This window comes from Streptomyces sp. NPDC048172, from assembly GCF_043202595.1.
Taxonomy (GTDB): domain Bacteria; phylum Actinomycetota; class Actinomycetes; order Streptomycetales; family Streptomycetaceae; genus Streptomyces.
In genome coordinates, this window is record NZ_JBIDAT010000006.1 from 722322 (window position 1) to 742846 (window position 20525).

Consider the following 20525-nt stretch of genomic DNA (forward strand, 5'->3'; position numbering starts at 1 on the left):
TCTGTCCGGTGTGGCGTCGGTGTTCACTGTGGGTTCGTGTGCACGGCACACAGACGCGGTACAGCTTTCCCCGCACGTCGCAGAACGCTTTCGAGGAGGCATCCCATGGCAGAACGCACCAGGTCCGACGGCGGCGGCCCGGCCCCCGCGCGGCGCGCGGTGCTGCGCGGCTCGCTCGCCGCGTCGGCCGCGCTCTCCGTGCCGCTGCTGGGCGCGGGCTCCGCGCCGGCCCAGGCGCGGCGCGGACGGCCGTCAGCCGAGTGGGGGGTCCAGGCGGGCGACGTGACCTCGTCCTCCGGCCTGGTGTGGGTGCGCTCCGACCGCAGGGCCCGGATGCTCGTGGAGACCTCCGCCACGGAGTCGTTCCGTCACGCGAGACGGTGGCAGGGCCCGGTGGTGGGCCCGGACACGGACTTCACGGGGCGTACGCCGCTGCGCGGGCTGCCGCCGGGCGAGACCGTGCACTACCGGGTGACGCTGGCCGACCCCGACGACCCGCGCCGCTCGGGCGAGCCGGTCTACGGCACGTTCCGTACGGCACCCGCGCGGCGCCGGGAGAGCGTGCGCTTCCTGTGGTCGGGCGACCTGGCCGGGCAGGGCTGGGGCATCAACCCGGACCGCGGCGGCTACCCGATCTTCGAGGAGATGCGCCGCCTGCACCCGGACTTCTTCCTGTGCAGCGGCGACACCATCTACGCGGACTCGCCCATCACCGAGAAGGTCGAGCTGCCGGACGGCAAGATCTGGCGGAACGTCACGACGGAGGAGAAGTCGAAGGTCGCCGAGACCCTCGGCGAGTTCCGCGGCAACTTCCGCTACAACCTGCTGGACGAGAAACTGCGCCGCTTCAACGCGCAGGTGCCGTGGATCGTCCAGTGGGACGACCACGAGGTGCTCAACAACTGGTACCCGGGCGAGATCCTGGACGACGACCGCTACACGGTGAAGGACGTCGACACCCTCGCCGCCCGCTCCCTGCGCGCCTTCAGCGAGTACTTCCCGGTGAGCACCCTGCCCCCGAAGGACGAGGAAGGGCGCGTCTACCGCGTCGTCCACCACGGGCCGCTGCTCGACGTGTTCGTGCTGGACATGCGCTCGTTCCGGAACAAGAACTCGCCCGGCAAGCAGCCCGACGACGCGCAGGGCATCCTCGGCGAGCGCCAGCTCAAGTGGCTCAAGCGCGAGCTGTCCCGTTCGCGCGCCGTGTGGAAGGTGATCGCCTCCGACATGCCGCTGGGCCTCGTCGTCCCGGACGGCAAGACGGACTTCGAGGCGGTCGCGCAGGGCGACCCGGGCGCGCCGCTGGGCCGCGAGCTGCAGATCGCGGAGCTGCTGCGGCACATCAAGCGGGACAGGATCACGGGCACGGTCTGGTTCACGACGGACGTGCACTACACGAGCGCGCAGCGGTACGACCCGGAGCGCGCGGCCTTCAAGGACTTCGCCCCGTTCTGGGAGTTCGTCTCGGGCCCGATGAACGCGGGCGGCTTCGCCGCGCTGAAGCTCGACGGCACGTTCGGCCCCGAGCAGCCGTTCGTGAAGGCGCCGACGAAGGCGAACACGCCGCCGACCGAGGGCGGCCAGTACTTCGGGCAGGTCGACATCGACGGCGAGAGCGGCGAACTGACGGTGCGGCTGCGCGAGGAGGGCGGCGAGGTCCTCTTCACGAAGACCCTGCAGCCCGGCCGTGTCGGACAGTGATCCCCTGTCCGGTACTCCGCCCCTGACCTACTCCCCCGTCGGCGCCACCGCGCGCGGCGAGGTGCCGCCCGGCTTCAACGGGCTCCGCGTGCGCACCCGGCTGGGCACCGGCGACGCCGCCTTCCGGGCGGCGTCGCGGGCGCTGATGACGTGGACGCTGCACCAGCGCATGGGCGTACGGATGACGCCCGACGCCGCCCGCGCCGCCGTGGGCGTACGGGTCGGGGTCGGGCTCGGCGTGGGGCCGCTGCGGGTCGGCGGCCCCTGCCGGGTGGTGTGGACGGCGGAGGAGCGGGACGAGGCGGGCTGGGCATACGGCACGCTGCCGGGGCACCCGGTGCGCGGCGAGGAGGCCTTCCTCGTGAGCAGGGACGCGGACGGGGCCGTCTGGCTGACCGTGTGCGCGTACAGCGGGCCGGTGGCGTGGTGGGCGCGGGCGGCGGGCCCGCTCGTGCCGGTGTTCCAGCGGGCGTACGCGCGGCGGTGCGGTCGGGTGCTGCGCCGCCTCGTCCGCGAGGCGGACGAAAACGGTCAGATGTGCTCTTAACTCACCGGACACACATCGTTCGTGATCACGCAACGCCTGTCCGCGAGGCTGGTCCCATGACCGAGCACTCCGCACGCAATTCCGCACGCAATTCCGCACACGGCAAGCACCACTGGCGCCGCGACCTCATCGAGCTCGCGGCGCTCTTCACGGCCGTCACCGTGGCCGACACCGTCGCCAAGACCGTCGTGAACGCCCCGGACGGCCCCGTCACGCTCGGCGTGTGCGCCGTGGCCCTCGCCGCGACGGCCGGGTTCCACACCTGGTGGGCACGGCGCCACACGCACGCCCCGCCCGCTCCCCCGCCGGATACCGGGACGGATACCGGGGCCGACGCCGCGGCGGACACCGGGGCGGACACCGACAGCGCGACCTCGCTGTGGCGGCTGCGGACGACCGTCCAGGAGGAGCCGGGAGCCCTCGCCCAGCTGTGCACGGCGCTGGCGCGGGCCCGGGTGGACATCCTCACCCTCCAGACCCACCCGCTGGGCGACGCGACCGTGGACGAGTTCCTGCTGCGCGCCCCCGCCGCGCTCGACGCACGCGAGCTGGCCCGTACGGTCGCGGAGGCGGGCGGCCGGGACACCTGGACCGAGCGCGCCGACGCGCACGACCTGGTGGACACGCCCGCGCGGGTCCTCGGCCTCGCCACCCGTACGGCCCTGGACACGGCGGAACTCCCGCTCGCGCTGCGCCAGTTGCTCGGCCGCTGCACCATCCGCTCCGTACCCGGTGAGGCACCGTCAGAGGGCATCATGGAGGATCACGTACTACGGCTGCCCGACCCGGCGGGAGGTGAGATCGTGGTGGAGCGCCCCCAGCTCCCCTTCACACCCACCGAGTTCGCGCGCGCCCGCGCCCTCGTCGAGCTGGACGCGCGGCTCGGCCGCCAGCGGATGCCGCGCGGGCGGGACGAGCTGAAGCTGCCCGAGGGGGACCGGAAGCTGACCGTGCGCCGCGCCGACGCCGGGGACCTGGAGGCGGCGCGGGCCATGCACGCGCGCTGCTCCCGCGGCACCCTCTCGCTCCGCTACCACGGCCCCGCCCGCGACGCCGACCGCTACCTCGACCACCTCCTCTCGCCCCGCTTCGGCCGCACGCTCGCCGTCGAGAGCGACGCGGGCGAGCTGGTCGCGCTGGGCCACCTGCTGTGGGACGGCGACGAGTCGGAGGCGGCGCTGCTCGTCGAGGACGCGTGGCAGCGCCGCGGCATCGGCTCCGAGCTGCTGCGCCGCCTCACGGACATGGCCCGCGAGGCCCGCTGCGAGAACGTCTACGCGGTCACCCAGGCCTCCAACACCGGCATGGTCGCCGCGATGCGCGGCCTCGGGCTGCCGCTGGACTACCAGGTCGAGGAGGGCACCCTCGTGGTCACCGCCACGCTCGCGCCCGTACCCGCGGAGCCCACGCTGCGGCAATGCTGAAGCGCTGCTGATGTGCTGCTGATGCGCTGCGGCAATGAGCCGCAATGCTGGTGACGGCGGCGCCCATCCGTACCAGGATGGGCGCATGTCCGATGCAATGAACGCGGCGCCGTTGCCGCGCCAGGTCGCCGATGGCTACGTCGACGCACTCGTGGAACTCGATCCGATCACCGGCACGTACCTCGGGGTGCCCGAAAGCCATGGCAAGCTGCCCGACTTCTCCCCCGGCGGGCAGGAGGCGCTCGCGGTGCTGCAGCGCACCACGCTCAAGGCGCTCGACGAGGCCGAGACCCGGCCCGGGGGCGACAGCGACGCGGAGCGCCGCTGCGCCCGGCTGCTGCGGGAGCGGCTGACCGCCGAGCTCGCCGTGCACGAGGCCGACGAGGGCCTGCGTGCCGTCAGCAACATGCACACCCCCGTCCACGCGGCGCACCAGATCTTCACCCTCACGCCGACCGAGACCGAGGAGGACTGGGCCGCGGTCGTCCAGCGGCTCCGGGCGATGCCCGTGGCCCTGGAGGGCTACCGCGCCTCGCTCGCCGAGGGGCTGGCCAAGAACCTGCTGGGCGGACCGCGCCAGGTGGCGACGATGCTCGGACAGTTCGCCGAGTGGATCGGCGAGGAGGGCCCCGACACCGGGCGCAGCTGGTACGCCGGGTTCGTGGACGCGGGCCCCGAGCCGATGCGCGCGGAGCTGACCGCCGCGGCGGCCGAGGCCACGCGCGCCGTCACCGAGCTGCGCGACTGGCTGCGCGACGTGTACGCGCCCGCGGTCACGGGTGCCCCGGAGACGGTCGGCCGCGAGCGGTACGCCCTGTGGTCCCGCTACTGGAACGGCACCGACCTGGACCTGGAGGAGGCGTACGCGTACGGCTGGTCGGAGTACCACCGGCTCCTCGCCGAGATGCGCACCGAGGCCGAGAAGATCCTGCCCGGCGCGAAGACGCCGTGGGAGGCGCTCCGGCACCTCGACACGCAGGGCGAGGCCGTCGAGGGCATCGACGAGGTCCGCGACTGGCTCCAGAGCCTGATGGACCAGGCCATCGACGAGCTGGACGGCACGCACTTCGAGCTCGCCGAGAAGGTGCGGCGCGTCGAGTCCCGCATCGCCCCGCCGGGCAGCGCGGCGGCGCCGTACTACACGCAGCCCTCGCTGGACTTCTCCCGCCCCGGCCGCACCTGGCTCCCCACCATGGGCGAGACCCGCTTCCCCGTGTACGACCTGGTCACCACCTGGTACCACGAGGGCGTGCCGGGGCATCACCTGCAGCTCGCGCAGTGGACGTACGTCGCGGACGAGCTGTCGAAGTACCAGACGACGGTCGGCATGGTCAGCGCCAACGCGGAGGGCTGGGCCCTCTACGCGGAGCGGCTCATGGACGAGCTGGGCTATCTGAACACCGCCGAGCGGCGGCTGGGCTACCTGGACGCGCAGATGATGCGCTCCACCCGCGTCATCGTCGACATCGGCATGCACCTGGAGCTGACGATCCCCGACGACTCGCCCTTCCACCCGGGCGAGCGCTGGACGCCGGAGCTGGCGCAGGAGTTCTTCGGCCTGCACAGTGGCCGTCCGGCGGACTTCGTGGAGAGCGAGCTGGTCCGGTACCTGGGCATGCCGGGGCAGGCGATCGGCTACAAGCTCGGCGAGCGGGCGTGGCTGCGCGGGCGCGATGCGGCACGCCGTGCGCACGGTGACGCGTTCGACGCCAAGAAGTGGCACATGGCTGCTCTTTCGCAGGGTTCTCTGGGCCTCGACGACCTGGAAGCGGAGCTTTCCGCTCTGTAGCAGAGCAGGGGCTACCCCTTCCGGCTCCGCACCGGGGCGCGGGTGAACTGTGGCTCGCCGCCCAGTCCCCCGCGCCCCTACCGGGGCAGGCCCCTGCTCCTCCCTCCCGCTGCGCTTCTCCCTCCGCCCCACAGCGCTTGGGAAGTCTGCGCAAGGCGCAGGGTTGGCAAGCGCAGCCCCCCATGCCGGGTACCCCGGTGAAAGAGCCGGGTTCGGGGTGCCCCGGGCTGTGCTTCGCGGGCTGCCGCCGCGTCGTGGCTTGTCGCGCAGTTCCCCGCGCCCCTTAGGGAGAAGGGGCAAGCCCAGAAGTCTTGGGCCTGGCGCGCCCACGCGGCGGAGCCGCAAATCGGACACAGGCCCGCGCCCCTGAGGGAACAGGGGCAAGCCCCGAGGTGTTGTGACCCGCGTCCCTGAAGGGGCCCTCAAGTGCCCGGAGCGTCGAAGGTTCGGCCCGGGCGGGGCCAGCGGGCGAAGCCGCCTTCTGAGTTGATGACCTCGCCGGTGATCCAGCCCGCCTCGTCCGTGGTGAGCCAGGAGATGAGGCGGGCCGGATCGTCGGGGTCGGCCCAGCGGCCGCCGTCGAACATCGAGGCGACGGCCGCGTGGTCCTCGCCGGTGAGGTACCCGGTGTCCACGGGGCCCGGGTTGACGGCGTTCACCGTGATCCGGCGGTGGCCGAGCGCCGTCGCGAGGGTGCGGGTTGCCGAGGAGAGCGCGCCCTTGGCCAGCGCGTAGGCGATCTCGTCCGGCATGCCGCCTCGTACGTCCTGGCCGGAGGTCAGCAGCACGACGCGGCCCGGCGGCGTGCTCTCCGGCGGGCGCGGCTGACGCGCCAGCGCCTGGACGAGGAGCACCGTGGAGCGCGTGTTGACGGCCCAGTGCGCGTCGAGCATCGCCGCGTCGACGGCGCCGAGGTCGCCGTCGTACCCGCTGAGCCCGTGGTTGGCGACGAGGATATCGAGACGTCCGCCGAGCGCCTCCCGGGCCGCGGATACGAGCCGGGCCGGGGTCTCCGGGTCGGCGAGGTCTCCGGGTCCGTGGGCGACGGTGGCGCCGTCCGCCGCGGCCTCGCGGACCCCGGCGACCACGCCCTCGGGTCCCTCGGGGTCGGCGCCCCACGGCTGCTCCTCGTCGTGCGGGGTGTGGTGGTGGACGTACACGCTCGCGCCGTACGCGGCGAGGCGCCGCGCGACGGCGTAGCCGATCCCGGCGCGGCGGGAGGCGCCGGTCACGAGCGCGGTACGGCCGGAGAGGGGGTAACTGGCCCTGAAGGGCTGCCCGTTGATCATGGGGACCAGTGTGCCCGATCAGCTCGCGGGTACGGCGGCGCGCAGCCGTACCGCCGAGCCCGTGCGCGACTTGGAGACCTCCAGCTGGGCCGGGATCCGCTGCCGCAGGTCCGCGACGTGGCTGACGATGCCGACGCAGCGGTCCCGCTCGCGCAGTCCGTCCAGGACGTCGAGGACCTCGTCGAGCGTCTGCTCGTCCAGGCTGCCGAAGCCCTCGTCGATGAAGAGGGTGTCGAGGCGGGTGCCGCCCGCCTCCTCGGTCACCACGTCGGCCAGGCCGAGCGCGAGTGCCAGCGAGGCGAAGAAGGTCTCGCCGCCCGAGAGGGTCGCCGTGTCGCGCTCGGCGCCGGTCCAGGCGTCCACCACGTGCAGGCCGAGCCCGGAGCGGCCGCGTCCGCTCGCCCGTTCGTCGGAGTGGACGAGGGTGTAGCGGCCGCCGGACATCCGCGCGAGGCGGGCGCTCGCGGCGTCGGCGACCTGTTCGAGGCGCGCGGCGAGGACGTAGGACTCCAGGCGCATGCGGCGCTCGTTCTCGGCGGAGGTGCCCGCGGCGAGCCCGGCGAGGCGCGCGACGCGCTCGTAGCCGCCGCGCAGCGGGGCGAGGCGGCGGGCCTCGGCGGTGGCGCTCCGGCCGAGCGCCTCCAGGTCGGCGCAGCGCGTACGGGCCGCGTCGTACGCGGAGGAGGCGGCGCGCAGCCGCCGCGCGGCCTCCTCGGCGCGGGTCTCGCACGCCTCGACGGCCGCGGGCGGCAGCGCCGCGGCGGCGGTCAGCTCGGGGTCGTCGAGCTCGGCGGCGAGGGCGGTCTCCTCGGCCTGCCAGCGGTCGAGCCGGTCGCGCAGGGCCCGCTGTTCGGGCTCGGGGAGGACCGCGTCGGCGGCCTCCTCGGGGGTGCCGAACCCGGCGCGGCGGGCGGCGTCGGCGAGGCGTTCCCCGGCCTCTTCCAGGCGCTGCGCCGCGGACCGGGCGGTGCGCGCGTCCTCGGCGGCGGCGGCGAGGAGGGCGACGCGGCGCTCCAGCAGCGCGGCGCGCGCGGCGACGCTCTCGGCCTCGCCGCGTGCCTGGTCGAGCTGCTCGGTGAGCGCGGCGCGTTCGCGCTGCAGGGTCTCGCGGGTGGAGGTGCGCGCGGCGGCGCGGCGTTCGGCGTCCTGCCGCTGGGCGAGGCGCTCGTCGTGCTCGCGTTCGGCGGCGGCCAGCGCCTCGCGGGCCTCGTGGGCGCGCGCGGCCTCGGCGTGCGCCGTACGGTGCTCGGACTCCAGCGCGGCGAGGTCGGAGGCGAGCCGGTCCGCGGGGTCGCCGCCGGAGTCGGCCTCGGCGGCGGTGTGGCCCTCGCGGAGCGCGGCGAGGGCCCGTTCGGCGGTCTCGCGGGCCGTGCCCGCGTCCTGGGAGGCGGCGAAGGCCGCGTCCTCGGCGGCGCGGTCGACATGGCCTGCGCCGGGCCGCGCCGGGTCGGGGTGGGCGGTGGAGCCGCAGACGGCGCAGGGCTCGCCGTCGGCGAGGTGGGCGGCGAGTTCGGCGGCGATGCCGCGCAGCCGGGCCTCCTTGAGGGCGAGCCACTTCTCGTGCGCCCCGGTCGCGGCCTCGCGCGCGTCGAGGAGCCGCCGCTCGGCCCCGGCGAGCTCCCCGGCGAGGCGGTCGCGGCGGCGCGCCGCTTCGAGGCGGTCGCGCGCGGGCCGGAGCTGGCCCGCGAGGCGTTCGGCGCGGGTGGCGGCGTCCTGTGCGGCGTCGATCCGCGTCTGGTGCGCGGCGCGCTCGGTCTCCCAGCCGTCGAGCCACTCGGCTGCCTCGCGCAGGAGCCCGTCGTCGGCGCTGGACTCGCTGTCGAGCGCGGCGAGTTCGGTGTCGAGCGCGGCGCGGCGCCGCTCGGCGTCGCGGGCGGCGGCGAGGGAGCCCAGCTCCTGGCGCATGCCGCCCTCCACCTCGGTGAGCCGCGCGGGCTCGGCCCGCGCCAGCTCCGGGGGCAGCTCGGCGCGGCTGCGCTGCTCGGCGGAGGCGGCGGCCCGGTGCTCGTCGCGGGCGGAGTCGCGGAGGGCGAGGGCGGGGGCGACGGCCTCGGCGGCGCGGGCCCGTTCGAGCCGGTGCCGCGCGGCCTCGCGCTCCTCGCCGCGCGCCGCCAGCTCGTCGGCGCGCCGCCGCGCCTCGGCGTACCGGTGCTGGCGGCGGGCGAGTTCACGGGCCTCGTCGAGCGCGTGCGCGGCCGTGGAGTGGCGGTGCTCGGCGTCCTCGGCGGCGACCGCGGCGATGCCGAGCCGCTCGCGGGCGCCCGTACGGGCGAGGGCCGCCCACTCCAGGACGGCGTCGGCGAGTCCGGGGTCGCCGGGGGCGAGGGCGGTGTCGGCGGAGCGCTGCCGGGGCCGGGTGCCGGAGGCGCGGGGCGCGGGCACGGAGTCGGAAGGGGCAGCGGAGGCAGAGGCCCGGGAGGGGGAGGCGGGCGCGAGGCCGGGCACGGACCCCGGGCCCTCGCCCAGCTCGGGGTCGGCACCCGCGGCCTGGCGCATCCGGTGGGCGAGGGCGAGCAGCTGCTCGTCGCCCGCCGCCACGTCGCGCTGGGCCTCCTTGCGCATCCGGGCCAGCTCGTCCTCGACGGCCGCGAACCTGCCGGTGTCGAAGAGGCGCCCGAGCAGCTTCGCGCGCTCCTCGGCCCCGGAGCGCAGGAACCGCGCGAACTCGCCCTGGGGCAGCAGGACCACCTGGCAGAACTGGTCGCGGCTCATCCCGAGGAGCTGCCCGATCTCCTCGCCGATCTCCTGGTGGGAGCGGCTGAGCCCCTTCCACTCCCCCGTGCCCGGGTCGTACTCGCGCAGCTCGGAGTGGGCGCGCTCGCGGGTGAGGCCGGTGCCGCGCGCCTTGGGGCGCAGCTGCTCGGGGCTGCGGCTGATCTCCAGCCTGCGGCCCGCGACGGTGAGTTCGAGAGTGACGGAGGTGAGGGTGCGCGGCTCGGCGTGGTCGCTGCGCAGGGTGCCGCCGGGCTGCTGGCGGGCGCCGGGGACCCCGCCGTACAGCGCGTAGCAGACGGCGTCGAGGACCGAGGTCTTGCCCGCGCCGGTCGCGCCGTGCAGCAGGAAGAGCCCGGCGGAGGACAGCGCGTCGAAGTCGACCTGGTGCGTGCCGCCGAAGGGGCCGAACGCGGTGAGCGTGAGCTGATGGAGCCTCACCCGGCCGTCACCGGCCCCTCGTCCTCGCTCTGCTCGGCGGCGCGTACGGAGTCGAGCGCCCGGCCGAGCATCGCGCGCTCCTCCGGGTCGGCCACGCGCCCCGGGCGTACGTGCCCGACGAAGTCCTCGGCGACCTCCTGGTCCGTACGGTCGCGCAGCCTGCGCGCGTACGACACCGCGCCGTCCCCGTCCTCCCGCTGCGGGTCGAAGACGAGGCTGACCGTGTGCGGGAAGCGCTTCTCCAGCCGGGCCATCGGCTCGGTGGGACGGGCCGGGTCGGTGAGGGTGGCCTCGACCCAGGAGCCGGTGTGCCGCTCGTACCGCTCGTCCTCCAGCAGTTCGTCGAGCGTGCCGCGCAGCCGCGCGAGGGGGCGGGGCACGGGGCAGTCGATCCGCTCGCCGCGCACCGCGCCGTCGGCGTCGAGGTCGATCAGCCACATCGACTTGCGGTGGTCGGCCTCGGAGAAGGAGTACGCGAGCGGGGAGCCGGAGTAGCGGACGCGCTCGGTGAGGCGCTGGCAGCCGTGCAGGTGGCCGAGGGCCGCGTAGTCGACGCCGTCGAAGACGGAGGCGGGTACCGAGGCGACGCCGCCGACGGTGATGTCCCGCTCGCTGTCGGAGGGCTCGCCGCCCGTGACGAAGGCGTGCGCGAGGACGACGGAGCGGGTGCCCTCGGGGCGCTCGGCGAGGTCGGCGCGCACGCGCTCCATGGCGGCCCGGAGCACGGCGGTGTGCCCGCCGCCCTCGGCGTCCAGCGTGTGCCGGGTGAGCGTGGGCTCCAGGTACGGCAGCCCGTAGCAGGCGACGGGCCCGTGCTCGTCCTTGAGCACGACGGGCGTGCCGCAGGCGGCGGGGTCGGTACGCAGATGGATCCCGGCGCTCTCCATCAGCCCCGAGCCGACGCCGAGGCGGCGGGCCGAGTCGTGGTTGCCGGAGATCATCACGGTGGGCACGGCCAGCTCGGCGAGCCGGTGCAGCGCGTCGTCGAAGAGCTCGACGGCGGCGAGCGGCGGCACCGCGCGGTCGTAGACGTCGCCCGCGACGAGCACGGCGTCGACCTCGTGCGCGCGTACGGTGGCGACGAGATGGCCGAGGAACGCGCGCTGCGCGTCGAGCAGGCTGACGCGGTGGAAACCGCGGCCCAGGTGCCAGTCCGAGGTGTGCAGGAATCTCACTGCCTGGCCCCCACCCGCATCTCCCGGTGCTCCGTCGCCGCTCGTGGTCCCCCGTTCGCTGGGGACACTGTAGTCGCAGGCGGCACGCGGTTCCGACGGACCGTCGGGCAGGGCGGGAATGCCCCGATGCGAGCGTTCACGATCACCACGGACGAGGACCCCGCCACCTCCGCTGCCCGGCTCTACGCGGAGTCGGGCGCGTACGGCTCCGATCCCGGGGGTCTGGGGCCGCAGGGTCGAGGTGCCGACCGGCATCGCGCTGTATCCGGGGGAGAAGACGCGCGCGCCGCGCCGACCTGCGGGACTTCGCCCGCAAGGTGCGGTGACGGTTGCGGGGCCGGAGCGCGTCAGACCGTGCCGAACGCCTCGCCGCCGAGCTCCAGGCGTGCCGTTCCCGCCGTGGCGTCGGCGAGCCAGGCGCGGAAGGTGTCCACTTCGGCCTCGGGCAGGCCGAGTTCGAGGGTGACCTCGGCGCCGTAGCGGACGTCGCGCACGTCGCGGCCCGTGGCGCGCAGATCGTTCTCCAGCCTGCCCGCGCGCTCGTGCCCGACGGTGACGGTGACGATCCGGAACGGGCGCCGCCGTACGGTCCCGAGGGTGTCGAGGGCCTCCCCCACGGCTCCCCCGTAGGCGCGGATCAGGCCGCCCGCGCCGAGCTTGGTGCCGCCGAAGTAGCGGGTGACGACGGCGACGGCGTAGCGGATGTCGCGGCGCAGCAGCATCTGCAGCATGGGCACTCCGGCGGTGCCGCCGGGCTCACCGTCGTCGTTGGCCTTCTGGACGCTCGCGTCCGCGCCGATGACGTACGCGGTGCAGTTGTGCGTGGCGGTGGGGTGCTCGGCGCGGATCCGCGCGATGAACGCCTGCGCCTCGGTCTCGGTGGCGGCGGGCGCGAGGTGGCACAGGAATCGGGAGCGGTTGATCTCGGTCTCGTGCGTGCCCTCCGCCGCGACCGTGACGTACTCACCGGCGGTACGCCGTTCCTGTTCCTCTGCCATTCCGCCAGCGTATGCGGTGGTCCTGGGGAGGGGGTGTGCCCCCTCCTGCGCTTCGCGGACTGGCGAAGCGCCCCGTGAAGCGCCCCGAAGGGGCTGCTTCAGGGGCGCGGGGAACTGCGCGAGCGGCCACAGCCGGCCCGCGGGCTGCGACGCCACAGCAAGGGGCAGCCCGGATGCAGGGGCGCCCCTCTAGACTCGCCGCATGAGTGAATTCGCTGCAGACGCCGAGGTCCGGCGCGTTCTCACCTCGCTCGGGGACACCTGGGCCGTGGTCGGCCTCTCCGGCAACCGGTCGCGGGCGGCGTACGGCGTAGCCGAGGTGCTGCAGCGCTTCGGGAAGCGGATCGTCCCCGTCCACCCCAAGGCCGAGACGGTGCACGGCGAGCCGGGGTACGCGAGCCTGTCGGAGATCCCCTTCCCCGTCGACGTCGTGGACGTCTTCGTGAACTCCTCGCTGGCCGGGGACGTCGCCGACGAGGCGGTACGGATCGGCGCACGGGCCGTCTGGTTCCAGCTCGGCGTGATCGACGAGGCCGCGTACGCGCGCACCCGCGCGGCCGGTCTCGCGATGGTGATGGACCGCTGTCCGGCGATCGAAATCCCGCGCCTGGGCTGAGCTTCCCGCGTTAGCGTCCGTAGGCATGATCGGGATTCGGCGGGCGGTGCCCGGGGACGCGGCGGAGATCGTACGGCTGCGGCGGATCATGTTCGCCGCCATGCAGGGCGGGGACGCCTCAGGCCCCTGGGAGCGGGACGCGGTGCGGCAGGCCGAGGCGCGGCTCGCCGACCCCGGCTCCGGACTGGGCGCCTTCGTGGTGGACGGCGACGGGGAGGGGCCCGCGCCGCATCTGGCGGCCTGCGCGGTCGGCAGGGTGGAGGAGCGGTTGGCCGCGCCGGTCGCCCCGGCGGGACGGTTCGGCTTCGTCTTCAACGTCTGCACCGACGCGCGCTACCGGGGCCGGGGCCTCGCGCGGGCGACGACCGAGGCGCTGCTCGACTGGTTCGCGGCCCAGGGCGTCACGCGGGTCGACCTGCACGCGACCGAGGAGGCCGAGCACCTGTACCGGTCGCTCGGCTTCCACGAGCACTCGATCGCGCTGTCGCTGGACGTGTCGAAGCGCGCCTAGCTCGCGCCGCCCAGCGGCACGCCCAGCCCCTCCAGGACCTCGGCGCCCGGCAGTCCGGCGAGCGCCTTGCCGGGGACGATGAGCTTGCCGCGCCGGCCGCCGCTGCCGATCAGCACCCAGGGGCGTGCGGCGACGGCGGCGTCGACCAGCACGGGCCAGCCCTCTGGGAGGCCGAGCGGGGTGATGCCGCCGTACTCCATGCCCGTCTCGCTGACGGCGGTGTCCATCGGCGCGAAGGAGACCTTGCGGGCGCCGAGATGGCGGCGGACGACCCCGTTGACGTCGGCCCGTGTGGTGGGCAGCACCAGGCAGGCGGCGAGGCGCCGCTCGCCGCCCTGCTTGGCGGCGACCACGACGCAGTTGGCGGAGGCCTCGCGCAGGTCGTCGCCGTAGGTCTCGACGAAGACGGCGGTGTCGGCCTTCTCCGGGTCGGTGTCGACGTAGAGGAGCTGGTCGGCGGGGACGGGCCCGTTCCAGGCGCGTACGGCCTCGGCGACGGGTCCGACGAGCCGGTCGAGCGCCTCGGGCGCGGGGGTGGCGGAGTCGAAGTTCCCTACTGGAGCGCGCATATGAGGCACTTTACGGCGCGCGGGCGGCCGTTCAGCGGGGCGGGGGCACGGAGATCGCCATGGTCATCTCGACGGGTTCCGCGCCGTCGTTGCGGTAGCCGTGCGGGACGTGGGCCTCGAAGGAGGCGGAGGCCCCGGCGGGCACGGCGTGGCCGGTGCCGTCGACCATGAGGGTCAGCGTGCCCGCCGTGACGTGGACCAGCTCGGTGGTGCCCTGCGGGTGCGGGTCGGAGTCGCTGCCGTCGCCCGGCATCAGCCGCCACTTCCACAGCTCCAGCGGGCCCGGCGCCTCGGTGCCCGCGAGGAGCGTGCTGTGGCTGCCCGCCTCGGTGGACCACAGCCGGACGGCCTGCTCGGCCGGGACGACGCGGACCTGGGGCGCCCGGTCGAAGTCGAGCAGCGCGGTGATGCTGATGCCGAGTGCGTCCGCGATCTTGACGACGGTGCCGACGCTGGGGTTGGTGCGGGACTGCTCGATCTGGATGAGCATCCCCCGGCTGACCCCGGCCCGCGCGGCGAGCGCGTCCAGGGTGAAGCCCCGCTCGGCGCGCCATCGCTTGAGGTTGCGGGCGAGGGCCTGCGTGAGGTGATCGAGGTCCGTCACTGGCGTTCCCGAGCCTTCCGAGCCGTCGAATATATTGGATGACACCGTGCAGCACGCTGAACTACGGTGTGCTGCACTCGACCGTTCACCCCACTGTACTGCGAGGTGTCTTCCCCATGACCGCAGCCTTCGCCCTGCTCACCAGCCTCATGTGGGGGCTGGCCGACTTCGGCGGCGGGCTGCTCAGCAAACGGATGCGCGAGCTGACCGTCGTGGTCGTCTCGCAGAGCGCGGCGGCCGTCGTGCTCGGGGTGATCGTGGTCGCGGCCGGCGCCTGGGACGCGTTCGACGCCCGGCTGTTCTGGTGCGCCGCTGCCGCCGGTGCCATCGGCCCGGTGGCGATGCTGGCCTTCTACCGCGCGCTGGCCGCCGGGCCCATGGGCGTCGTCTCCCCCGTCGCGACCCTGGGCACGGTGGCCGTGCCGATCGCCGTCGGCATGGTGCTGCACGGGGAGCGGCCCGGCGTCGTGCAGGGCATCGGCACGCTCATCGCCGTCACGGGCGTGGTGCTCGCGGGCGGGATCCAGGGGAAGGGCGGGCCCGTCGAGCAGCGGACGATCCTGCTCACGGTCGTCGCCGCCATCGGCTTCGGCGCGACGATCAGCCTGGTCGCCGAGGCGTCCACGACCCTGACGGGCCTCTTCCTGACCCTCTTCGTGCAGCGCGTGGTCAACGTCGTGGTCGGCGGCGGCGCGCTCCTGGTGTCCGTACGGCGCGGCACGCCCGCGCTGCCCGAGGGCGGGATGCGCGCGGTGTGGGCGGCGCTGCCCGCGCTCGCGTTCATCGGCCTCGCGGACGTCGCCGCGAACGGGACGTACGCCGTCGCCGCGCAGAACGGGCCGGTCACCGTCGCCGCCGTGCTCGCCTCGCTCTATCCCGTCGTCACGGCGCTTGCCGCGCGCGGGCTGCTTCAGGAGCGGCTGCGTGCCCTTCAGACGGCGGGCGCCGGGCTCGCCCTCCTGGGCACGGTGCTACTCGCCTCGGGCTGACCTCCGCCCCCCCCTGACGGGGCACGTCTGCTGCTCCCTCCGCCCCACTGCGCTTGGGAGCTCTGCGCTTCGCCCTCCGCCCCACAGCGCTTGGGAGCTCTGCGCTTCGCCCTCCGCCCCACAGCGCTTGGGAAGTCTGCGCAAGGCGCAGGGTTGGCAAGCGCAGCCCCCCACGCCGGGTGCCCCGCGTAACTGGGCCGGGTTCGGGGTGCCCCGGGCTGTGCTTCGCGGGCTGCGAGTGCGTCGTGGCTTGGCGCGCAGTTCCCCGCGCCCCTGAGGGAACAGGGGCAAGCCCCGAGGTGTCGTGACCCGTCGCGCCCACGCGGCGCAGCCGCAAGACAAACACAGGCCCGCGCCCCTGAGGGAAAAGGGGCAAGCCCTGCCGCGGCGCGGAGCCGCAAGGCGAACGCAGCGCCGTGACCCTGGAGGGGGCCCGTCAATCCGCTCCGCCGGGCGGAAGGTCCGCCAGGGCCGTCAGTTGTTCGGGGGTGACGCCCTCCGGGACCGGAACGGGCGGCGGGGTCCGGAGTGGGGGCTGCCAGCCCTCCTCCGGATCGAGGCGGCGTACGACGCGCGCGGGCGCCCCCGCCACCACCGCGTGGTCCGGCACTTCGCCCCGTACGACCGCACCCGCAGCCACCACCACGTTGCGGCCCAGCCGCGCACCGGGCAGCACGACGGCGCCCGCACCGAGCCAGCTCCCCTGCCCTATCGAGACGGGCGCGGTGCGCGGCCACTGTTTGCCGACGGGGCGTTCGGGGTCGTCGTAGGAGTGGTTGGTGGAGGTGATGTAGACGTACGGGCCGCAGAACACGTCGTCGCCGACGCGGACATCGGTGTCGGCGATCACATGGCTGCCGCGGCCGAGGACGACCCCGTTCCCGAGCGTGAGCACCGGCTCCGGGCCGAGGTCGAGGTCGGGCATCATCCCGGCGGTCAGCGTGACGTCCTGGCCGATGATGCAGTGGTCGCCCAGCTCGATCCAGGGGGCGCCGAAGATCGTGCCCTGCGGGAAGGCGAGCCGGGTGCCGGTGCCGATGCGGCGGAAGGCGTGCGGCCCGGGGTGCTCCGCCGTCAGCGCGCCCGCGCGCTGCGCCGCGCGCCAGGCGCGGTGCACGGCGCGTGACGCCAGCGACGAGAACATGTTCCTGAGGGAGGGCACACGGTCACCGTACCGCCCGGTGCTGCTTCGCCAGATCCACGTAGGCGGCGGCGTTGAGCTTGATGCCCTCGCGCTCCTCGTCCGTGAGCTCGCGCTTGACCTTGCCGGGCACGCCCGCGACGAGTGAGCCGGGCGGCACCTGCATGCCCTGCGGGACGAGCGTCTGCGCGGCGATCAGCGAACCGGCGCCGATGCGCGCGCCGTTCAGGACGGTGGCGCCCATGCCTATGAGGACGTCGTCCTCGACGGTGCAGCCGTGGAGCACCGCGTTGTGGCCGACGGAGACGCCCGTTCCGAGGGTCACGGGGAAGCCGACGTCGGTGTGGACGGTGCAGTTGTCCTGGATGTTGCTCCGGGCGCCGAGCACGATGGGCCCGCCGTCGCCGCGCAGCACGGCGCCGTACCAGAGGCCGCTGTCCTCGGCCAGGCTGACCTCGCCGACCACCACGGCGGTGGGCGCGACGAAGGCGCCGGGGTCCACCCGGGGCTCGTGTCCGGCCACGGCCGCGATCAGCGCACGCTGTTCCATCGGTCCTCTGCTCCTCGGTGCTCGGTGCTCGGTACTCGGCCCTCAGTCGGCGGCGGGCACGGGGGTCTGCTCCCGTACCGGCGTCTGATCTTTCTCCTTGGCGGCTTCCTCCGCCTCGAACTCGGCCTCGGCCTTCGCGGCGCGGCGCCGGACGATCAGCATCGAGGTGAGCCCCAGCAGCACCGCGAGCACCAGGCCCAGCCAGGAGAACCGCTTGAGCCAGGCCTCCGCGACGATGCCCAGGTAGTAGATGACGGCGGTGGTGCCGCCCGCCCAGACGATGCCGCCGAGGACGTTCGCCGTCAGGAACTTCCAGTACGGCATCTTCAGTACGCCCGCGAGCGGCCCGGCGAAGATCCGCAGCAGGGCGATGAACCGGCCGAAGAAGACGGCCCACATGCCCCACTTCTGGAACGAGCGCTCGGCGGTGGCCACATGGCGTGGGCCGAAGTGCCGGGGGAACTTCCCGCCCAGCCACGTGAGCAGCGGCTGCCCTCCCCTGCGTCCGATCGCGTAGCCGATCGAGTCGCCGAGGACCGCGCCCACCGTGGCGCAGGTGCCGAGGATCACAGGGTTGATCTCGTGGTGCTGGGAGGCGAGCAGCGCGGAGCTGACGAGGACGATCTCGCCGGGCAGCGGGATGCCCAGGCTCTCCAGCCCGATGACCACCCCCACCAGGAGGTAGACGCTCACGGCGGGCACGCTTTCGAGCCACTCCTGGATGTGCAACGCCCGGTTCCCCTCACCAGTCCCGTACCGGTCCGGGAGCCCCGCGCGCCCGGACGCGCGCCTCTGCCGCGAGCACGCGTCCGGGCAGCCTACTCGATCACTTCGGCCGTGATCGGGGGCCGCTCAGCCGTTGGGGCGAAGGGTCCACACGATGGTCATCTCGCCGGTCACGGCGCCGTCTTCGCGGCTGATCGCGACGTGCACGGGGAACTCGGGGCGCTCCCCCGCGTCCAGCTCGGCGACGACGTCGGCGACCGGGCGGCCCAGCTCGGCGGTGGCGGTGACGGGGCCCATCGCGAGCTTCTTGTAGCCGATCTCGGCGCGCACCGCGAGCGGCACCGCGCGGGAGAGCTGGTCGCCGAAGGCCGTCATCACGATCGCGCCGCTGGCGGACTCGGCGAGCGTGAACATCGCACCCGCGTGCGGACCGCCGACGTGGTTGTGGAACTCACCCTGGTCGGGCATCACGACAACGGCCCGCTCGGCCGTGGCCTCGGTGAATTCGAGGTTGAGGGTGCGGACCATCGGGACGCTGGCCGTCATCATGTCGCCGATGGTCGGCGTCGACTGTGCTGACATGCCCGCACGTTACCACCGGGTAACCCGGTCAGGACATCCCTTCCGGACATCCCTGTCATGTACCGGCTCGGTACCGAACGGTGGGCGGACGTGGTACTCGGACGCCGCGCACCATAGGGTTACTCGCCATGTGGCCAGGACAGCAGCAGCCCGGGGGCGAGCAGAACCCGCAGCAGCCCAACCCGTACCAGCAGCCGGGTTACCAGCAGCCGAACCCGTACCAGCAGCCCGCCCAGGGCCAGCAGCAGCCCGGTTTCGGCCAGCCCGGACAGGCCCCGCAGGGGCAGGGGTACCAGCAGCCGGGGCAGTCGGGACAGTGGGGCCCCGCCAGCATGCCCGGCGGTCCGCAGGCACCGCAGACGCTGCAGACGCCGAAGAGCGGCGGTGGCGGTGGCGGCGGCAACAAGAAGACCGTCATCATCTCGCTCGTCGCGGCTGTGGCCGTCATCGGCGCCGCGGTGGCCGGATTCCTGGTGCTCGGGGGCGGTGACGACGACAAGAAGGACGAGTCCAAGGAGAAGCCGTCGCCGAGCGCCGAGCCCAGCACCGGCAAGAAGGAGAAGAAGAAGGAGACGGAACCGGGTGGCGGCGGCGGAGGCGGCGGCGACCCCAAGGACCCGTCGAAGCCGCAGATCGCCGGGTGGCAGACGGTCGTGAACCCGAAGTGGTACTCGGCCTTCGACGTGCCGGAGACCAAGGACTGGTCGGTCGAGAGCTCCGGTGTGATCACCGGCTTCGAGGACGACAAGGGCAAGGTCCTCGTCGCCATGTCGGCGCCCGCGTACTACAAGGACGACTGGTGCAAGGACAGCTCCCGCGCCGCCGTCGGCACCAAGGGCGCCCAGGGCTCGAAGGACACCAAGGAGGCCGTCAAGATCGCGGCGTCCAACTTCGTCCTCGCCGGATACGACCAGAAGCAGAAGGGCACCCTCAAGGAGACCGCCCCCAAGCCGTTCAAGAACAAGAACGGCATCAAGGGGCACATCGCCTCCGCGAAGGTCACCAACGCCCCCAAGGAAGACAAGTGCGCCACGTCGAGCGGCAAGGCGACGGCCGTCTCGTGGATCAACACCAACGGTGACCTGGCGATCTGGGTCCTGTACAGCGACGCGGACGTGAAGGACGAGGTCCCCGCCGCGCAGATCAAGAAGATGCTGAGCAGCCTGCGCAACTACGAGGCGCCGAACGGCGGGGACGAGCCCCGCGGTTAACACAGCCGTGCACGCGTTCTAGGGTCACCGCATGTGGCCAGAACAGCAGCAGCCCGGAAACGGACAGTGGGGGCCCGCCGGAACACCCGGCGGGCCCCCTGGTGCGTACGGAACGCCGCCCGGTCCCCCTCCCCGCAGACGCCGCCTGCCCGTCGCCGTGGCGGTCGGGATGGCGGTCGTGGCGGTCGCCGCCGCCTCCGTCGCCGGGTACCTCGTCCTCGGGGACGACGGGGGCGACGGGAAGGACGGGAAGGACGAGACCAAGGCCGACACCTCCGCCAGCCCTTCGCGCGAGAAGCGGTCGCCCGAGCGCGCGAAGGACCCCTCCAAGCCGGTGGTACGGGGCTGGCGGACCGTGGCCAGCCCCAAGCAGTACGCCGCGTTCGACGTGCCGAAGTCCAAGGACTGGAAGCCCCAGGACACGACCTGGGTCGACTACGTCGAGGACGCCGACGGCAATCCCGTGGTCGGTCTCAACGCCCCCGCCCACTACAAGGAGGAGTACTGCAAGGACAACTGGCTCGGGAGCGCCGGCACCAGCGGCGCGAAGGACGCCGGCACCACCGCGCAGGCCGCCCGCCAGAAGACGGCTGACTGGGCGAAGCACAACTTCGACCCCAAGGGCAAGGGCAGCACCGAGGCGACCCGCGCCAAGCCCTTCCGCAACTCCCACGGCGTCCGCGGTCACATCGCCCGCGCGACCGTCACCGGAGTCCCCGAGGACAAGAAGAGCGCCGCGTGCCCCTCGTCCGGCGGCAAGGTCGTCACCGTCGCGTGGATCAACGGTCAGGGCGACATCGCGACATGGAGCGCCGTCTCCGACACGGGGGCCGAGGAACCCGCGATCCCGGAGAAGGTGATCCGGAAGATGGCCGCCAGCCTGCGCCCGTACGAGACGCAGGACGAGACGCGGGACGAGAACGAGCCGCGCGGCTGAGCGGCGGCGTCCG

General features: G+C 74.0%; 19 protein-coding genes. 9 read left to right on the plus strand and 10 right to left on the minus strand.

What is annotated here, in order from left to right; all coding sequences use genetic code 11:
- The first annotated feature begins 105 nt into the window (after nt 1-105).
- From ACGF3A_RS29080 to ACGF3A_RS29095, 4 genes are all read left to right on the plus strand, one after another.
- A complete protein-coding gene (locus ACGF3A_RS29080; RefSeq protein ID WP_393733317.1) occupies nt 106-1701 on the plus strand; it encodes an alkaline phosphatase D family protein in 1596 nt (531 codons plus the stop codon).
- Nucleotides 1688-2248, plus strand: coding sequence for a DUF1990 family protein (locus tag ACGF3A_RS29085; RefSeq protein WP_393733318.1), 561 nt, complete (start codon nt 1688-1690; stop codon nt 2246-2248). Before ACGF3A_RS29080 ends, ACGF3A_RS29085 begins: the two co-directional genes overlap by 14 nt.
- A gap of 56 nt (nt 2249-2304) precedes the next feature.
- Nucleotides 2305-3672 (plus strand): GNAT family N-acetyltransferase, encoded by a 1368-nt coding sequence (locus ACGF3A_RS29090; protein ID WP_393733319.1) that lies wholly within the window; start codon nt 2305-2307, stop codon nt 3670-3672.
- Nucleotides 3673-3757: 85 nt separating this feature from the next.
- Nucleotides 3758-5461 carry a DUF885 domain-containing protein gene (locus ACGF3A_RS29095; RefSeq protein ID WP_393733320.1) on the plus strand — a complete coding sequence of 568 codons (1704 nt, stop codon included), beginning with the start codon at nt 3758-3760 and terminating at the stop codon, nt 5459-5461.
- A gap of 422 nt (nt 5462-5883) precedes the next feature.
- On the opposite strand, the gene ACGF3A_RS29100 is transcribed toward ACGF3A_RS29095, so the two are convergent.
- The 4 genes from ACGF3A_RS29100 to ACGF3A_RS29115 form a co-directional block, all read right to left on the minus strand.
- Nucleotides 5884-6750, minus strand: a complete 867-nt coding sequence (locus tag ACGF3A_RS29100) for an SDR family oxidoreductase (protein ID WP_393733321.1) — start codon at nt 6748-6750, stop codon at nt 5884-5886.
- Between the two features lie 18 nt (nt 6751-6768).
- Nucleotides 6769-9903 (minus strand): AAA family ATPase, encoded by a 3135-nt coding sequence (locus ACGF3A_RS29105; protein ID WP_393733322.1) that lies wholly within the window; start codon nt 9901-9903, stop codon nt 6769-6771.
- Nucleotides 9900-11078 (minus strand): exonuclease SbcCD subunit D, encoded by a 1179-nt coding sequence (locus ACGF3A_RS29110; RefSeq protein WP_393733323.1) that lies wholly within the window; start codon nt 11076-11078, stop codon nt 9900-9902. The genes ACGF3A_RS29105 and ACGF3A_RS29110 overlap by 4 nt, the downstream gene beginning before the upstream one ends.
- Nucleotides 11079-11425: 347 nt before the next feature.
- Complete coding sequence (locus ACGF3A_RS29115) at nt 11426-12076, minus strand: YigZ family protein (protein WP_393733324.1); 651 nt, start codon at nt 12074-12076, stop codon at nt 11426-11428.
- A 202-nt stretch (nt 12077-12278) separates the two neighbouring features.
- Between ACGF3A_RS29115 and ACGF3A_RS29120 the strand changes: the two genes are divergently transcribed.
- Nucleotides 12279-12692, plus strand: coding sequence for a CoA-binding protein (locus tag ACGF3A_RS29120; protein WP_393733325.1), 414 nt, complete (start codon nt 12279-12281; stop codon nt 12690-12692).
- A 25-nt stretch (nt 12693-12717) separates the two neighbouring features.
- Nucleotides 12718-13203, plus strand: a complete 486-nt coding sequence (locus ACGF3A_RS29125; RefSeq protein ID WP_393733326.1) for a GNAT family N-acetyltransferase — start codon at nt 12718-12720, stop codon at nt 13201-13203.
- Here the strand turns inward: ACGF3A_RS29125 and ACGF3A_RS29130 are convergent.
- On the minus strand, nt 13200-13772 hold the full coding sequence (locus ACGF3A_RS29130) for a YbaK/EbsC family protein (protein WP_393733327.1): 573 nt from the start codon (nt 13770-13772) through the stop codon (nt 13200-13202). The genes ACGF3A_RS29125 and ACGF3A_RS29130 overlap by 4 nt on opposite strands.
- A gap of 31 nt (nt 13773-13803) precedes the next feature.
- Nucleotides 13804-14376: a helix-turn-helix domain-containing protein gene (locus ACGF3A_RS29135; RefSeq protein WP_393733328.1), complete on the minus strand. Its 573-nt coding sequence runs from the start codon at nt 14374-14376 to the stop codon at nt 13804-13806.
- 116 nt (nt 14377-14492) lie between these two features.
- Here ACGF3A_RS29135 and ACGF3A_RS29140 point away from each other — a divergent pair, with 116 nt between their 5' ends.
- Nucleotides 14493-15365: an EamA family transporter gene (locus ACGF3A_RS29140; RefSeq protein WP_393733329.1), complete on the plus strand. Its 873-nt coding sequence runs from the start codon at nt 14493-14495 to the stop codon at nt 15363-15365.
- A 436-nt stretch (nt 15366-15801) separates the two neighbouring features.
- On the opposite strand, the gene ACGF3A_RS29145 is transcribed toward ACGF3A_RS29140, so the two are convergent.
- The 4 genes from ACGF3A_RS29145 to ACGF3A_RS29160 form a co-directional block, all read right to left on the minus strand.
- On the minus strand, nt 15802-16527 hold the full coding sequence (locus tag ACGF3A_RS29145; protein WP_393733330.1) for an acyltransferase: 726 nt from the start codon (nt 16525-16527) through the stop codon (nt 15802-15804).
- Between the two features lie 4 nt (nt 16528-16531).
- On the minus strand, nt 16532-17056 hold the full coding sequence (locus ACGF3A_RS29150; protein WP_393733331.1) for a gamma carbonic anhydrase family protein: 525 nt from the start codon (nt 17054-17056) through the stop codon (nt 16532-16534).
- Nucleotides 17057-17098: 42 nt separating this feature from the next.
- On the minus strand, nt 17099-17785 hold the full coding sequence (locus ACGF3A_RS29155; protein WP_393733332.1) for a DedA family protein: 687 nt from the start codon (nt 17783-17785) through the stop codon (nt 17099-17101).
- 123 nt (nt 17786-17908) lie between these two features.
- On the minus strand, nt 17909-18364 hold the full coding sequence (locus ACGF3A_RS29160; protein ID WP_393733333.1) for a DUF4442 domain-containing protein: 456 nt from the start codon (nt 18362-18364) through the stop codon (nt 17909-17911).
- A 128-nt stretch (nt 18365-18492) separates the two neighbouring features.
- Between ACGF3A_RS29160 and ACGF3A_RS29165 the strand changes: the two genes are divergently transcribed.
- Both ACGF3A_RS29165 and ACGF3A_RS29170 read left to right on the plus strand, forming a co-directional pair.
- Complete coding sequence (locus ACGF3A_RS29165) at nt 18493-19575, plus strand: hypothetical protein (protein WP_393733334.1); 1083 nt, start codon at nt 18493-18495, stop codon at nt 19573-19575.
- A gap of 31 nt (nt 19576-19606) precedes the next feature.
- Entirely contained in the window at nt 19607-20512 is a 906-nt protein-coding gene (locus ACGF3A_RS29170) for a hypothetical protein (RefSeq protein WP_393733335.1), read from the plus strand.
- Nucleotides 20513-20525 lie beyond the last annotated feature (13 nt).

Excerpts from the sequence above, each read along its gene's own strand:
- ACGF3A_RS29080 (WP_393733317.1), top strand. The coding sequence starts at position 106 with ATGGCAGAACGCACCAGGTCCGACGGCGGCGGCCCGGCCCCCGCGCGG.
- ACGF3A_RS29090 (WP_393733319.1), top strand. The coding sequence starts at position 2,305 with ATGACCGAGCACTCCGCACGCAATTCCGCACGCAATTCCGCACACGGC.
- ACGF3A_RS29095 (WP_393733320.1), top strand. The coding sequence starts at position 3,758 with ATGTCCGATGCAATGAACGCGGCGCCGTTGCCGCGCCAGGTCGCCGAT.
- ACGF3A_RS29100 (WP_393733321.1), bottom strand. The coding sequence starts at position 6,750 with ATGATCAACGGGCAGCCCTTCAGGGCCAGTTACCCCCTCTCCGGCCGT.
- ACGF3A_RS29115 (WP_393733324.1), bottom strand. The coding sequence starts at position 12,076 with ATGGCAGAGGAACAGGAACGGCGTACCGCCGGTGAGTACGTCACGGTC.
- ACGF3A_RS29120 (WP_393733325.1), top strand. The coding sequence starts at position 12,279 with ATGAGTGAATTCGCTGCAGACGCCGAGGTCCGGCGCGTTCTCACCTCG.
- ACGF3A_RS29125 (WP_393733326.1), top strand. The coding sequence starts at position 12,718 with ATGATCGGGATTCGGCGGGCGGTGCCCGGGGACGCGGCGGAGATCGTA.
- ACGF3A_RS29130 (WP_393733327.1), bottom strand. The coding sequence starts at position 13,772 with ATGCGCGCTCCAGTAGGGAACTTCGACTCCGCCACCCCCGCGCCCGAG.
- ACGF3A_RS29140 (WP_393733329.1), top strand. The coding sequence starts at position 14,493 with ATGACCGCAGCCTTCGCCCTGCTCACCAGCCTCATGTGGGGGCTGGCC.
- ACGF3A_RS29150 (WP_393733331.1), bottom strand. The coding sequence starts at position 17,056 with ATGGAACAGCGTGCGCTGATCGCGGCCGTGGCCGGACACGAGCCCCGG.
- ACGF3A_RS29160 (WP_393733333.1), bottom strand. The coding sequence starts at position 18,364 with ATGTCAGCACAGTCGACGCCGACCATCGGCGACATGATGACGGCCAGC.
- ACGF3A_RS29165 (WP_393733334.1), top strand. The coding sequence starts at position 18,493 with ATGTGGCCAGGACAGCAGCAGCCCGGGGGCGAGCAGAACCCGCAGCAG.
- ACGF3A_RS29170 (WP_393733335.1), top strand. The coding sequence starts at position 19,607 with ATGTGGCCAGAACAGCAGCAGCCCGGAAACGGACAGTGGGGGCCCGCC.